General features: G+C 40.0%; 12 protein-coding genes, 2 tRNA genes and 1 riboswitch. Of the genes, 10 read left to right on the top strand and 4 right to left on the bottom strand.

What is annotated here, in order from left to right; all coding sequences use genetic code 11:
• Nucleotides 1-36 precede the first annotated feature (36 nt).
• The 4 genes from rsfS (at nucleotide 37) to HXT47_RS04900 (ending at nucleotide 2,545) form a co-directional block, all read left to right on the top strand.
• Nucleotides 37-495: a ribosome silencing factor gene (gene rsfS / locus HXT47_RS04915; protein WP_421788942.1), complete on the top strand. Its 459-nt coding sequence runs from the start codon at nucleotides 37-39 to the stop codon at nucleotides 493-495.
• 24 nt (nucleotides 496-519) lie between these two features.
• Entirely contained in the window at nucleotides 520-1,338 is an 819-nt protein-coding gene (locus tag HXT47_RS04910) for a histidine phosphatase family protein (protein ID WP_064340408.1), read from the top strand.
• Between the two features lie 138 nt (nucleotides 1,339-1,476).
• Nucleotides 1,477-1,986 carry a LytTR family DNA-binding domain-containing protein gene (locus HXT47_RS04905; protein WP_064340409.1) on the top strand — a complete coding sequence of 170 codons (510 nt, stop codon included), beginning with the start codon at nucleotides 1,477-1,479 and terminating at the stop codon, nucleotides 1,984-1,986.
• Nucleotides 1,987-2,095: 109 nt separating this feature from the next.
• A complete protein-coding gene (locus tag HXT47_RS04900; protein ID WP_064340249.1) occupies nucleotides 2,096-2,545 on the top strand; it encodes a DUF3021 family protein in 450 nt (149 codons plus the stop codon).
• 314 nt (nucleotides 2,546-2,859) lie between these two features.
• Here the strand turns inward: HXT47_RS04900 and HXT47_RS04895 are convergent, their stop codons facing one another.
• Nucleotides 2,860-3,264, bottom strand: coding sequence for a pyridoxamine 5'-phosphate oxidase family protein (locus tag HXT47_RS04895; RefSeq protein WP_004106472.1), 405 nt, complete (start codon nucleotides 3,262-3,264; stop codon nucleotides 2,860-2,862).
• Between the two features lie 344 nt (nucleotides 3,265-3,608).
• Here HXT47_RS04895 and HXT47_RS04890 point away from each other — a divergent pair, with 344 nt between their 5' ends.
• From HXT47_RS04890 to HXT47_RS04875, 4 genes are all read left to right on the top strand, one after another.
• Nucleotides 3,609-4,616, top strand: a complete 1,008-nt coding sequence (locus tag HXT47_RS04890) for a DMT family transporter (RefSeq protein WP_004106469.1) — start codon at nucleotides 3,609-3,611, stop codon at nucleotides 4,614-4,616.
• 190 nt (nucleotides 4,617-4,806) lie between these two features.
• Nucleotides 4,807-5,883 carry an ATPase gene (locus HXT47_RS04885; protein ID WP_117008709.1) on the top strand — a complete coding sequence of 359 codons (1,077 nt, stop codon included), beginning with the start codon at nucleotides 4,807-4,809 and terminating at the stop codon, nucleotides 5,881-5,883.
• Nucleotides 5,884-6,049: 166 nt separating this feature from the next.
• Nucleotides 6,050-6,122: transfer RNA gene (locus tag HXT47_RS04880), tRNA-Ala, on the top strand.
• 113 nt (nucleotides 6,123-6,235) lie between these two features.
• Nucleotides 6,236-6,421, top strand: a riboswitch (Lysine riboswitch).
• Nucleotides 6,422-6,570: 149 nt separating this feature from the next.
• Entirely contained in the window at nucleotides 6,571-7,962 is a 1,392-nt protein-coding gene (locus HXT47_RS04875; protein WP_004106466.1) for an amino acid permease, read from the top strand.
• A 113-nt stretch (nucleotides 7,963-8,075) separates the two neighbouring features.
• Here the strand turns inward: HXT47_RS04875 and HXT47_RS04870 are convergent, their stop codons facing one another.
• Nucleotides 8,076-8,933, bottom strand: coding sequence for an ATPase (locus tag HXT47_RS04870; RefSeq protein WP_421788939.1), 858 nt, complete (start codon nucleotides 8,931-8,933; stop codon nucleotides 8,076-8,078).
• Between the two features lie 181 nt (nucleotides 8,934-9,114).
• Nucleotides 9,115-9,190, bottom strand: a tRNA-Asn gene (locus HXT47_RS04865).
• Nucleotides 9,191-9,396: 206 nt separating this feature from the next.
• Here HXT47_RS04865 and HXT47_RS04860 point away from each other — a divergent pair.
• Both HXT47_RS04860 and HXT47_RS04855 read left to right on the top strand, forming a co-directional pair.
• Entirely contained in the window at nucleotides 9,397-10,014 is a 618-nt protein-coding gene (locus tag HXT47_RS04860) for a M23 family metallopeptidase (protein WP_234025927.1), read from the top strand.
• A gap of 142 nt (nucleotides 10,015-10,156) precedes the next feature.
• Nucleotides 10,157-11,968, top strand: a complete 1,812-nt coding sequence (locus HXT47_RS04855) for an AMP-dependent synthetase/ligase (RefSeq protein WP_032842478.1) — start codon at nucleotides 10,157-10,159, stop codon at nucleotides 11,966-11,968.
• Between the two features lie 97 nt (nucleotides 11,969-12,065).
• Here the strand turns inward: HXT47_RS04855 and HXT47_RS04850 are convergent, their stop codons facing one another.
• Complete coding sequence (locus HXT47_RS04850; RefSeq protein WP_004106457.1) at nucleotides 12,066-13,775, bottom strand: hypothetical protein; 1,710 nt, start codon at nucleotides 13,773-13,775, stop codon at nucleotides 12,066-12,068.
• Nucleotides 13,776-13,777 lie beyond the last annotated feature (2 nt).

Here is a 13,777-nt window from a genome sequence, read left to right as displayed (position 1 = left end):
AAAGCGTTTGTTGGAGAATTAAGGAGTAGTAACATTATGACAGCTTTAGAAAGCTCAATTAGTGCAATTCGTATTGCTGCCGCTGCTGCAGACCGTTTGAAAGCAACGAACGAGCAGGCTTTTGATGTAAGCGATTTGCTTGGTATTACGGATGCTATGTTAGTTGTTTCTGCTTCAAATGAGCGTCAAGTATTAGCTGTTGCAGAAGAAATCGAAAAAGACTTGTACTTGAAAGACAACAAACGCAAGGCTTTATCTCGTGAAGGCTTGGAATTAGCACAGTGGATTTTGCTTGATTTTGGCGATTTTGTGGTTCATGTAATGCATGAGGAAGCACGAGCATTCTACCGCTTGGAACGCCTGTGGAATGATTGCCCGGCAATCGATTTGCAACTGCCAGAGCATGCTAGCGAAACTGAAGATTCTAGCAAAACTGAAGATTCTAGCAAAACTGAAGATTCTAGCAAAACTGAAGATTCTAGCAAAACTGAATAATAAGAAGAAAGTACGGTACAAACCATGGTTGATTTCGTAGAAAATGTTGCGAGTAACGTAAATAATTCCATTAATAGTGCGCATGAAGGAATTGCTCGTTCTGTTATGCTTATTCGCCACGGTCAAACTCCGTATAATGCACAGTTCCGTTTGCAAGGCATGATTGATATTGCTTTGGATGAGTCTGGAATGGATCAGGTGACTCGCTCTGGAAAAGCTTTGCGCGTGCTTTTTGGTGCTTCTGATTTAGAAGATCCAAAGGACCCGAACAGCGCTGAACACGTGCGCATTACGCCGGAAGAAGCGGACGCGAGTTTTGTGGCGATTGTTTCTCCACTTATTCGTGCTCAACAGACTGCTCATGCTTTTGCAGATAAGATTGGGCTTCATGTGCATGTTGAAAATGGTGTGCGCGAGCGTTTCTTTGGCGAGTGGGAAGGTTTGAATCGTCAGCAGATTAGCGAGCAGTGGCCGGAAGATTTCAAAGCTTGGGTTGAAGGTAAAGGCGGGGAGCTTCGTCATGGTGCTGAAGCTAAGCAGGAAGTAGGAGAGCGCGCTGCTGCTGCAGTAGAAGATTGGACTCGCAAAACTGGCGCAGACCGTGATTTGCTAGTATTTTCGCATGGTTCCTGTCTTTCGCAAACTGTTCATAAGCTGCTTGGATTAGATAAAGTAGATCCTTCTTACAAGACGATTGGCGGCATGGGAAACGGCCGTTGGGCGCGCTTAATTCCAAGTCTTAACGCTGATGGTTCGATTCATTGGCGTTTGGATGCTTATGATCAAGGTCCTGCAGCTGACCCTACAAGCCAGCGTCTTATTCGCATTTGGGGTGCTGCGTAATCTCTCCTTTACCGCTTAATTACCGAAAGCTACCGTTTAGCGATTTTGTAAAGACAGACTATTTACAGTGCCGTATAGTCAAAATTACAAAACAAAAAGCTAACAAACGCTAACAGTAGTGTACGGAAAGGAGGCTTGATGAAAGTAACTATTGCTATCGTTCCGCCTGAGGAAGAGCAGTCAGTTCAGTTGTCAATTCACAATATTGACGATGAGCTTAAGCACATTATCGCTCAGTTACAAAGCATTGACTCCAATGATGCAAATGTAAGAAGTGCTGAAAATAATACTGAAATTAATACTTCAGATAAGTTGAGCAACAATAATCCATTCATATACGGTTATATTAACGATTCGATTATTGTTATGCACGAGCCAGATGTGATTATGATTTGCGTTGAAAATTCGCGCGTAATCATTCACGGTGATAAAGGCGAGTGCGTGTCTTACAAGCGCCTAATGGATTTTGACAATCCGCAATTCGCGTCGTTTGTGCGCATATCTAAATCCGCAATCGTGAACTTGAATCGCATTGTTCGAGTCGATCCAGGATTTGGTGGAAGTATGAGCGTAAAAATGGACGATGGAAGCGTTGAGTGGATTAGTCGCAGATGCTTAGCTGGGTTCAAAAAGCGCTTAGGGATGTAGTTATAGTAATAACGAATGTAGCTAGAATGTAGTCAAATATAAAACTATCAAAATTTTAATACTGATTTTTTTAATACTAGATTTTAATACTTAAAAGGAAGCGATTATTATGGAAAAGCAAGTTGCAACATTAGGTAAAACAATGGTAAAAAACATTGTTACAGGCATTAGCATAGGATGCATTATTTTTACAGTAATGTCTTTTATATCAAGTCTGTTAGCGCATAGTGAGGTTGGAAATAGAATTGCATCTTATGCTGTAGCATCGTTTGTTATAGGCATAGGATATGGAGTGTTCGCTATTTTTTGGTCGAATGAACGCATGTCAAATTTTGCAAAGTTCGTTTTTGCGCTAGTTCCGCCAATTGCTATTCAGTTTATTGTATCGGTGATTGTTGGATGGATTTCGTTCAAAGATGAGCCAGCGGTGATTTGCGGATGGATTGCGTTTACTGTTATTTTACCGATTCCTATTGCTGCAATAATTTATTACTTCGAGAAGAAGAAAGCGAAAGAAATGAATGCTAGACTGCAAGCATTGCGTAAAGAAAGCAAGTAAATTAGTGACAACTAAATAATCAAGTAAAGAATTGAGTGGTGTTCATCTTCGCCGTTGAGGACGAACGCCACTCGATATTGTATGACGCCTACTATAGACGTACTAATTCGGCGTTTTGCGCGACGACCTGCCTGAGCGTTTAAAGCGTAGCGCGCGAAGGCAACTCGGAGCGGAAACTCGCTTAAGTTGGAAGTCCAGTGGACTTCCAACGCGAGTTTCGTAGTGAGCGCGTTACCCGCGCGAGCGTCCGCGCTCAGTGCGAAAAATCTCAAATCTCTACCGCACTAATATCCACACGACTGAATGACGACGCATTAATCTTTTGCAATAGTTTTGCCGGCAGTAGCTCCAGAAGTCAAGTCCTGAATCTCAGTGATTTCCATAACTGGAACTGCAGCTGGCTTCTTCGTACCTTTTTCTTCGGCCACACGTACCTGTTCTTCGTAAATCGCGTCATCAGTGTGAAGAGTTACTGTTCCGCGGAAGCGATAGCCTTTCTTTTCTGCCAAATTAGCAACTGCTACAACCAGCTGGCTGCCGTCTTGCAAGTTCTTATAATGCTGACCTGCAGTGCGCTCGTGGTAGGCAAGGTGGTTGTCGTCGAGTACGAACATAGACATTTTTGGTCCCAAATCAAGCTCGCCATCTTTGCTTACTGTTGCAATCCAAGCCAAATTATTCGCAATAAATTCTTTCATATCTGCGCTAAGAGTTGCCATAATATTCCTTTCCTAACAAGATTGCGTACTTTCTTCGTACGCAATTTATAAGCCTACATTGCTACATTACGCTGATTTAAAAGTGTATACGAGCGTGTAGCGTAAAAAAATTGTAAGTTGTGATATAAATCACCCAATTCTTCAATAGTTTCGTGGGCGAAATTTATACAGCAAAATACTTGATTGCCACTGTTTTCTGGAGCGTATATCGGAAATTTTACGAAAGAACGCCAGAAAGTTGTACTTTTCACGATTTTACGGCTATTCTGTCTATTTTATAAGCTAAAACGCTTTATAAAAGAAAAATTTTAAAGAATCAACTTTTATAGTTGAAGGGGAACATTATGAAGGTGAAATATGAAACAGCTAAATCTATAGCTGAACCGCTTTCGGATAAATCGGGCATGCCTCAAGGCAAAAGTGTTCGTACTGCTCAGATTATGTTGTTGATTTGTGCTGCTATTTGGGGTGGCAGCTATGTTTCTTCAAAATATGCTCTTGAAGTGTTTCCTGTGCAATGGCTTATGGGCGTTCGTATGGTTGGAGCTTGCACAATTATGGCTATTATTTTTTTCGGTACGCTTCGTAAAACTTTTACAAAAAAGCTTATTGTTCCTTCTTTACTAACTGGAATTACGTATTATGCTACTTTAATTTTGCAAACTGAAGGGTTACGTTCAATTGATCCAGGCCGTAGCGCGTTTTTGACAGCAGCATATTGCGTAATTACGCCATTTTCTGCTTGGTTAATCGTCAAGAAAAAGCCAACTCTTTTAGGATTAGTAGCTGCAGTTATGTGCGTTGCTGGAGTAGGTTTTGTGGCATTAAAGCCTGGAATGCTTGTTCTCACATTGTCTTATGGAGATTTCCTTACTTTATTATGTGCTGCAGTTTTTGCTTTTAATCTTACGTTCCTTGCGTATTATTCTCGTAAATATAATCCAGTTACGTTAACTTTTGGGCAATTTGTTGTTTCAGGCGTACTTTTTGTAGCTGGTGCGCTTATTTGTGAGCCTTTGCCAAACTTTAACGCTGCTGATCATTTCTCTATTTTTGCTAATATGTTCTACCTTACAGTGGTAGTAACAGTAGTTGCGCAAATTATGCAAAACTATAGTTTGGTGAATCTTTCTACTGCAAACGCTTCTGTGATTATGTGCACTGAAAGTTTGTTCACGCTTTTATTCTCTACTATTCTTTTTCATGAGCATGTTTCTAACATGGCTTTTGTGGGATTTGCTTTAATATTTGCTGCAATTATTACTGCAAGCTTAGGTGAGCATTATTGTGATAAAAGAGCGAATTGTGAGCTTTCTTATAAAGATAGAGATTTTGAGGTTGCTAAGTCTTAGGCATTTCAGTTTTGTGTAGCTAAGTTTTATGTATATAAGACTTGTGATTTTGTTGTAAGAATGCTCTGGCAATACTGTGCAATTTTTGCGTAGAGTGATACCATCATTGTTGTAATGGTGTTGGTAGTGGAATTTGCATATTTGCCATGCATTTTGGCATTATATTCGCATAAATAGTTAAGGTGCATAAGTGAAGAATTTCTTCAAAGGCATATCGTTTACGCAAGTATTAGCTGGATCGCTCGCTGCAGTGACTTCGTTTTTACTTGCTTCTAAAATTGGTATTGCTGGTTCAGTTATTGGCGTAGCTATTGGTTCTATTGTCTCAGCAGTAGCATCACAGTTGTATCAGAATGTTATTCACGCTTCATCGCGTAAACTTTCGGAAGTAAATCCGAATACTTCTACAGAACAGTCTAATTTTAGTAATGTGTCAGATTCTGGCGTGCGTTCAAATGGTTTAGAGAATGTTGATTCTAAAAGAATTGGAGATGATATTCATATGCAATATTCATCAAATTCGTTGCAATGTAATACTGATCCTTCAGATGACAAAAATATGACTGTTCAAGATGCAAGATCTGGACGCACTGTTAGTTCGCAAGTCCGTAATCCGGAATTAGAAAATACGCGTATTTTGGAATTGTCGAAATTACGTGAACAGCATGAAGAAGACATGGAACTGTCGGAGGGCACAATTCCAGAGCCGGTGCCGTTATCTAAGGTTGTTAGTGGAAACTACGGTTACTCTTCTAGATCTTACCAAAATAGAAACGATCATCGTACAACAATTGTTGTTGCTGTTATAAGTGCTCTTATAGCTGTTATTGTTACTGCAGGTGCTGTTCTTTTGTTTACACAAGGAAAAGGCACAGACAATATTGATAAGCCTGAAGAAATTAGTCATGAGCAGCAGCAAAATCAGCCGCAACCTAAGCAACGTCTTAACACGAATACTAATCAAGACCATAAGAAGTCTCATGATGATTCTGATAGTAAAGATGCTAATGAAGACGAAAATGATGAGCATAGCAATGAAAACGCAGCTGGCTCAACAGGTGGTCATTCTGATAATGATTTAGGTAGTGACACTAACAATGATTCAGGAACGAATTCAGGTGATGCTGCTAGTGGGAATAGTGGATCGGGTGCTGATAGTTCTGATGCAGGTGCTGGATCTGCTGGATCTTCGGGATCTACTGGTTCTTCAAACAATGTAACTTCTCCTGGTAATGGTGATCAATCTGGAAGTGCCAATGGTAACTAATTTTCGAATTGGTTCTTGAATTGGTTTGCCGAATTGGCGACTAAATTGTTAGTAGAATTCGCAGAATTTTTGGAATTTGTAAGTTGAATTCGACACGCCGCATTTGGATAGAGCGGCTATTTGTTGTATTCTATCAAAGGTTCGTTTGAACGGCATAAGTAAAAACGGGGCTATGGCGCAGCTGGTAGCGCATCTCCATGGCATGGAGGGGGTCGGGGGTTCGAATCCCCCTAGCTCCACAAATTTTAAACGTCACTTCTCATGAAGTGGCGTTTTTTGTTATTATTTTTCGATTTTTATGCGCCACGCCGTATTTTTTACTGTTTGTCTGCAAGTCGTACTAATAATGAACACCATCGACCAGAGGTCGCGCTCGACAAGAGTAATAAGCATGAGCTAGGGAAGCGTTAATTGCTTACAAAAGGGGAGAGCGCCGAAGTTTACTGCTTAATCCCAAAAGTAGTGAGCTGGGACTTGGCTTAATATACCAAGGACTGTCGCAGCGAGTCGGCATTCGCTGCGGAGAGCTATCGACACGCTTGCTTTTGCTTGCTTGTTTTGCCTCTGATTGTCATGAAAGGAGGAAAAATGAGTAGCTCATTATCATCTACTGCTGTACAGAATACTCAGCAGAATACTCAGCAAAATAACGATGTCCATAGAGGATTAAAAACCCGCCATATTTCCATGATTGCTTTAGGTGGCAGCATTGGCACCGGCTTATTCGTTGCTAGTGGTGCAACAATCCATATGGCTGGTCCTGGCGGCGCTTTGCTCGCTTATGGTGCGATTGGCATTATGGTCTACTTCCTTATGACTTCCCTTGGTGAAATGGCCACTTTTATGCCTATTAGTGGATCGTTTGCATCGTATTCTGGACGTTTTATTGATCCTGCACTCGGTTTCGCAATGGGCTGGAACTATTGGTTTAATTGGGCTATTACGGTTGCGGTAGACGTTAGTACTGCAGCAATAGTTCTGCAATACTGGTTCCCAACAGTGCCAATATGGATTTTCTCACTGTCGGTTCTTATGCTTATTTTGGTTATCAATGTGCTTACAGTTAAGTGCTTTGGAGAAACTGAGTATTGGCTTTCTATTATTAAAGTGTTGGCAGTAATCGTATTCCTTGTTATCGGTTCGCTTACGATTGTTGGCATTGTTGGCGGCAAAGCGCCATTCTTGCAAAACTTCACTCATAAGGACGCTCCATTTGCAGGCGGTGTTCCTGCAGTGTTGTGTGCTTTCGCTATTGCAGGCTTCTCTTTCCAAGGAACTGAGCTTATTGGTATTACTGCAGGTGAGTCTGCAACTCCAGAAAAGAGTATTCCAAAGGCTGTAAAGCAAGTGTTCTGGCGTATTCTTCTTTTCTACATTCTTGCAATTTTCGTTATTGCTTGCATTATTCCTTATACTGACAAGAACTTACTTGGTTCTGATGTAACTGATATTGCTATTAGCCCATTCACGCTCGTGTTCCAGCGTGCAGGTCTTGCAGCTGCTGCAGCAGTTATGAATGCCGTGATTTTGACTTCTGTTATTTCTGCAGCAAATTCCGGCATGTATGCTTCAACAAGAATGCTTTATTCACTCGCAAAAGAAGATAATGCTCCAAAAGTATTTGGCAAGGTAAGTCTTCGTGGTATTCCTGTTCCTGCGTTGATTGCTACATTTGTAGTTGCTTTATTTACTTTCTTTATGAGTATTTTTGGCGATCAAATATACATGTTCCTGGTTGCTGCAAGTGGTTTGACTGGTTTTATTGCTTGGGCTGGTATTGCTGCAGCTCATTATCGCTTCCGTAAAGCATACTTGGCTCAAGGTCATTCCTTAGATGAATTAGTTTATCGAGCAAAGTGGTATCCGTTTGGTCCTATTGTTGCGTTCTTCTTATGTATTCTTGTTATTGTTGGTCAGGATTTGCATTCATTTGCAACGCTTAACTGGCAGGCTATTGGAATCACGTACATGTCTGTACCGCTATTTATCGTTCTATACATTGGTTACAAGATTAAAAACCATACTCGAGTAATTCCTCTTGAAGAAGTCGATTTAACTCATGTTCGAGTAGCAAAATGAACGAATAGTTTATAAAGTTCAACATCGTTTATGATGTAGAGTTAGATAATGTAAAAGCTCCCAGCGTATATCACTGGGAGCTTTTACATTGAGTCAGATAACAGAGCAATGTTTTATGGTTTTTGTGAACCTGCTATTATGTCCGGGGCTGGTTTTTTATCTGAGGAATCTTGTTCGCCCTTTTTTGCTTTACCATCCGGATCTTTTTGACCATCATTTCCTTTAGGTTTTTCAGCACCAGCTCCGTCTCCGCTGCCTTTTTTGTTCTTATCTTTTTCTTGTTCTTTTTCTTTGTTTTCTTTGTTTTCTTTGTTTTCTTTGTTTTCCTTCTTTTCTTTGTTGTCTTTCTTTTCCTCAGTCTTCTGTTTCTTAGTGTCTTGAGTATTTGTCGTCGGCGCTGGTGTTGGCTTTGGCTTTGGTGGGACAACATTTGAACGCTGAATTACAATTCCAGTCGATTCATTTATCTCTTGCTTCTTTGTTTCTTCGTCTTGTTTGTCTTTGTCTTTGTCTTTATCTTTATCTTTATCTTTTTTGTTATTTTCATCGATTAATGTAACAGCCAACTCGCGCACTTTTTTTGCTTTGACTGCATACCATTCAGAAGCAGCTAAAGCTTCTGCGCTTTGGGAACCAAGTTCTTCAGGAGAGTTTGCTGTGCAAGATACTGCATCAGGAACCTTTTCGCTCATGATTTTAGCAAGTTCTTTTGCGTTATCAGAGTCACCTTTTGTGAGATCTGTTATTACGCTGTTGTGTACTAAACTTTTCCATACGGCATTGGCTTTAGAAACTTGCGCAACTTTTATTTCGCACTGTCTGCGAGCTGCTTTAGTGCGTTCAGTTTGCTTCATGTACCAAAGTGTGCCAACTGTGCCAAGAGCTAAAGCTAGCACAACAATTCCTGCTATGAGAATAATGAGCTTTTTCTTTTGGTTCGTTTCAACATTATCGGAGCTATGTTGATTCATATTTGTCCTCTGTTATCTATTGCTGCTCAACATTAGCGCATTTGAATACGCAACTTGTTTATATAATACGCCAAAATGTTTATGTTAGCCACGCTCATGAGCGCTAAACAATTAAGATTTTGCTTGTGGATGCAAGTCGTAATATTTAACGCAAAAAGCCACTGGAAAACCAGTGGCTTTATGGCTCCTGCGGCTGGGCTTGAACCAGCGACCATTCGATTAACAGTCGAACGCTCTGCCAACTGAGCTACGCAGGAATATCTTGTGCTCAACTAAGCGCTGTGCACAAGACATTTATATTACACGGAATTTTCAAAGATGCAAATATGGCGTGTTTTGGCGTGTCGAAATAGTGATTATAAGCATATGTTTTATCCACAATGCTTTAAAAGCTTATGATTTTCGCAAATTAGCTGCAAAACTTTTATAAAAGTCGTTTTATAAAAATATGGATGGGGAATATATGTGTATTCGCAAAAATTATGGATTATATTACAAAATATCTGCCTGTTTGGGGATTTTTATAATCTCAGTTATTTTATTAGATGCGCTGTTTTTACAACCCGAAATTTCGCAAAATAATCATCATCTTAAATATTATGTTGTAGAATCTGCTGTGACATGTTGCCACAAGTGTGCTCTTTCTAAAGGTGATTATAGTGAAAAAACATGCAAGTCAGCTATGCAATGGCCTGTGAAACCTGCACAAATAGTAAAAGCTTTTAATCCTCCGCCTAAACCTTGGATGGCTGGGCATCGTGGCGTAGATTTAGCTGCAAGCACAGGGACTCCTTTATTTGCGCCTGCAGATGGCGTTATTAGTTTTGCTGGTAAAGTCGCTGGTAAATCAGTTGTGACTATTAGGCATGGTGAACTGACATCCACTTTTGAGCCTGCTGTAACAAAGTTTAGCGTTGGTGTTTTTGTGAAAAAAGGTCAGAATTTTGCACATGTCGAAGGAGATTCGGACCATTGCGGCACAACTTGTGTGCAGTGGGGTTTAAAGCGTAAAAATCGCACATATGTTAATCCTGAAAGAATGACTGTTAAGCGTCGCATTGTGCTTAAGCCTGTGGAATGAGCAAAATAATATATTTATATCGTAGATATTTGTAGATAAATGAACAAAATTGATTACAATCTTGTAGATATTCGCATATGCGAAGGCTTGCAAATCGCGTATAGTAAAGATGTACGTCAATTCAGCAGATAGAGGAGCTAATATGCAAGAATATTCTCGTCCACTTGATGAGTCTATTGATACAGATGTTAATGTTTTCTCACTGCTAGAAGAGCGAGCAGAGCGCAATCCTAATGGTTCTTTGGTTGAATACGTTGGAGCTGACGGCGTTTGGAAGTCATATACTGCTGAAGAATTTAGAGATAAGGTAATAGCTGTTGCTAAAGGCTTTATTGCTAGAGGAGTAATGCCTGGTGACGCTGTGTCAATTATTGCTCACACTTCATGGCAATGGACAGTTCTTGATATGGCTATTATGTCTATAGGCGCATTGACAGTGCCAATTTATGAAACAAGCTCTTCGCTGCAAATACAACATATTGTTCAAGATTCTCAAGTATGTTCAATATTTGTGGAGTCTCCTGAAATGTTGCCAAAAGTAGAGGCTGTTCAGGAAGAATGTCCTACTCTTCACGACGTATATGTAATGAATCGTGGTGCTATCGACGCGTGCATTGAATACGGTAAAGCAGTAACTGATGCTGAATTTTATGAGCGAGTGCACGCTGTTAATGGAAGTGACATAGCAACAATTGTATACACTTCAGGTTCAACTGGTGAGCCAAAAGGAATTGAGCTTACTCATAGCAATTTTGTTTTTATTGCTAAATCAGGTGTTATTTCTATGCCAGATATTGCGTTAAAAGACAGCCCGCGTCTTTTGCTGTTCTTGCCTCTTGCGCACGTTTTTGCTAGGTTTATGCAATTGTTCTGCTTTGCTGGAAATATAACTCTTGGTTTGACGAGTAATTTGAAAACTGTATTGTCTGATTTTCAAACTTTTAAACCAACATTTATTCTTGGTGTTCCACGCATTTTTGAGAAGATTTACAATGCTGCTTCTCAAAAAGCAGGCAGGGGAGTAAAAGGTTTTATTTTTGCTTATGCGTCTAAGGTTGCTCGCGAATGGTCTCGCGCTCAGCAGTCTAGTTCAATGGTTCCTCCAATGCTTGCTCTTAGCCATTCAATATGTAAAAAATTAGTGTATGCTCCACTACTACACGTATTTGGAGGCTCTGTTTCATACGCTATTTCGGGCGGCGCTCCTTTAGATTTGTCGATTGCGCATTTCTTTAATGGCATTGGTTTGCCTCTTCTAGAAGGCTATGGAATGACAGAAACTTGTGCTCCTTCTATGGTGAATCCTACGACAGGTTATCGCATTGGTACCGTTGGTTTGCCTGTAAAGGGTGTATCTGTTGCTATTGCTGACGATGGTGAATTGTGCATTAAGAGTCCTGCAGTATGCAAAGGCTACCATAATAATCCTGAGCTTACCAAACAGCAGATTGTAAATGGCTGGTTGCATACGGGAGATTTTGGGTCTTTAGACGATGACGGTTTTGTGCGTATTACAGGCAGAAAGAAAGATCTTATTATTACTGCTGGCGGTAAGAACTTATCTCCAAATGCGTTAGAAGCTTCATTAATGTCTTCACCTATTATTTCTCAAGCTGTTGTTATTGGAGACAGGAAGCCGTTTGTTTCAGCAATTATTGCGCTCGATTTATCAGAAGTAAATACTTGGCTTTCTTCGCGTGGCGCATGCCCTGTACGTTCTTTAAAAGAGGCTTCACGTAACGGTATTGTGCGAGCAGAAGTTGAGCGTGCTGTTAGCAAAGCAAATGAGCTAGTTTCTAGAGCTGAGTCTATTCGCAAGTTCGAAATAGTTCCAGATGAGTTTACTCAAGCAAACGGTTTGATTACGCCAAGTTTAAAGGCGCGTCGTCAAGTTGTTGTAGAGCGTTATAACGACCTTATCGAACATGTTATTTATGCTCCACGCAAACGTTAGCTGCGTGTAAATTCGTGGAATATAACTTGAAGTTAGCCTGAAGCTACAGATTGCGTTCCACAAATTATATTTCACAACTTGCATCTAAAAATTGTATTTACAAGCCTGCGTCTGCTAATGATACGTAGCCTGGGTCAATTAAACGTGACTTTAGATTTGTTGCGCTTACTGCCACTAGTCGCTCGTTAACAGTAGGGACAGTTTCCCCGTGTTCAATTTTTGTTTGCACTGTAGCGATTTTTTTGTCAAGTTTACCGTTTCTGTTCAAAGAATAACAAGTAGCAGTAAGATCTTGAACAATCTGCTTATGATTTTCTATAGTTGTCATCCATTGCTTTCCGCTCACAATGTTTGGCATAATATTTTTGTACGCGCCATAACCAGTTATTACTGGCCATTTCTTTGCTTCTGATTCTTCTTCCTCATCTTTTTTCTGCTGTTGTTGTAACTCTTTTTCGGTTTTCTTCGCAGAATCTTTTGGAGCAGGAACTGGTCTTTTATTAAGATCTCGTTTCCCTATGAAGTTTCCGATAACGTCCGGCAAATTGAAAGATGGGTTTATATCTGCTGCGCTTCCTTCATAACCGAGATCGTTTAGTGCTTGTACGGCTTGTAAAGCAATTTGATCATCGAGTGCAATAATTCCATCAACGCGATGCCTTGAGTGTGAAAAAAGACTTGTGCTTCTCGTAATTCGTTTTGTTAACTCATTTTTCACAGAGTCAGCTACATCTGCGTCGAAAGCAACATTGGTCCAGTCTTTTTCGCTACTATTCACATTCAATCTTCCAGAAGTGCTTATTAATGTCCCCGAAGCAAAATATGGTCTCAAAACTTTCCAAATGCCAGCGAATGCTTCTTCAGCAAAATCATCATGGAATGCTGTTTCGCTATTTGCATGCGTATTGTTGTTAGAATCATCATCCTCGCTTGCTTCGTCGCTGTTATTTTGTTGATTATTATTGTTTGCATTAATATTTTTTTGATTGTGACATGGCAAAAGAACTTCAATGTAGCGTGGATTTTCTTTAGTTGCACGATCTAGAGCGATTTTTTGTACCAGAGTTGTTGCTTGAATTTCGCCAATGGTTCTTGCGTCAGATAAATGGAACATCACATCAGGTTTGAAACCGCTAACACGTCGTGAGAGCATAACAACGTGTATTCCTGCCTTTTTTGCTAGGCTAAGTGATGATGCCAATCGTTTTTCTGCATTAAGCTCATCTTTGGATGATTGAGAGTTATCGGCATTTTGTAAATTTAAGTCCTGAGTATTTGATTTTTGCGTATTTTCAGAATTAGACGCAGGTAATGTTGCATAATCTCCATAGTTATTATTGCCGTTTTTGTTAGTCCATGGAGCTATAACAATTGTCGTTTTGCTTAATTGTTTTTTGACTTTTGAATTTTCGGAAACAGAATTGTGCTTTTCTGAATTATTCTGTTTTGCATTGTTCAATGAGCTTAGCAAATTTACTACATAATCTTGCACATCGCGGCTTTGTTCTGAAAGGCTAGAAGAAGTTTTAGTAGTAATAGAATTATCGTCAAATCCCTTATCTTTTAACGATTTTATTAATTCTGGGACCAGTATATCCCACGTGCTTAGAGGCTTATTACGTGTTATTGCCAATCCATCTGATGGAGTAAAAACAATAACGTTACCGTGGTTCGCTTGTTCTTTATTTTCAGATTTTAAAGAAGTTTTTGTTGAACTTGCGCACGAGCTAACAACAAAAAGCATCGTAACTAATGCTGTCAGCATAACTAAAGAACGATGCATAGTTCTGTTGCACAAACGAATCATAG

The sequence above is a fragment of the Gardnerella sp. DNF01205 genome (assembly GCF_049244135.1).
GTDB lineage: Bacteria > Actinomycetota > Actinomycetes > Actinomycetales > Bifidobacteriaceae > Bifidobacterium > Bifidobacterium leopoldii.
Note: the sequence above shows the minus strand (reverse complement) of the source record. Positions and strands in the feature narration are given on the sequence as shown.

Excerpts from the sequence above, each read along its gene's own strand:
- rsfS (WP_421788942.1), top strand. The coding sequence starts at position 37 with ATGACAGCTTTAGAAAGCTCAATTAGTGCAATTCGTATTGCTGCCGCT.
- HXT47_RS04910 (WP_064340408.1), top strand. The coding sequence starts at position 520 with ATGGTTGATTTCGTAGAAAATGTTGCGAGTAACGTAAATAATTCCATT.
- HXT47_RS04905 (WP_064340409.1), top strand. The coding sequence starts at position 1,477 with ATGAAAGTAACTATTGCTATCGTTCCGCCTGAGGAAGAGCAGTCAGTT.
- HXT47_RS04900 (WP_064340249.1), top strand. The coding sequence starts at position 2,096 with ATGGAAAAGCAAGTTGCAACATTAGGTAAAACAATGGTAAAAAACATT.
- HXT47_RS04895 (WP_004106472.1), bottom strand. The coding sequence starts at position 3,264 with ATGGCAACTCTTAGCGCAGATATGAAAGAATTTATTGCGAATAATTTG.
- HXT47_RS04890 (WP_004106469.1), top strand. The coding sequence starts at position 3,609 with ATGAAGGTGAAATATGAAACAGCTAAATCTATAGCTGAACCGCTTTCG.
- HXT47_RS04875 (WP_004106466.1), top strand. The coding sequence starts at position 6,571 with ATGATTGCTTTAGGTGGCAGCATTGGCACCGGCTTATTCGTTGCTAGT.
- HXT47_RS04870 (WP_421788939.1), bottom strand. The coding sequence starts at position 8,933 with ATGAATCAACATAGCTCCGATAATGTTGAAACGAACCAAAAGAAAAAG.
- HXT47_RS04860 (WP_234025927.1), top strand. The coding sequence starts at position 9,397 with ATGTGTATTCGCAAAAATTATGGATTATATTACAAAATATCTGCCTGT.
- HXT47_RS04855 (WP_032842478.1), top strand. The coding sequence starts at position 10,157 with ATGCAAGAATATTCTCGTCCACTTGATGAGTCTATTGATACAGATGTT.
- HXT47_RS04850 (WP_004106457.1), bottom strand. The coding sequence starts at position 13,775 with ATGATTCGTTTGTGCAACAGAACTATGCATCGTTCTTTAGTTATGCTG.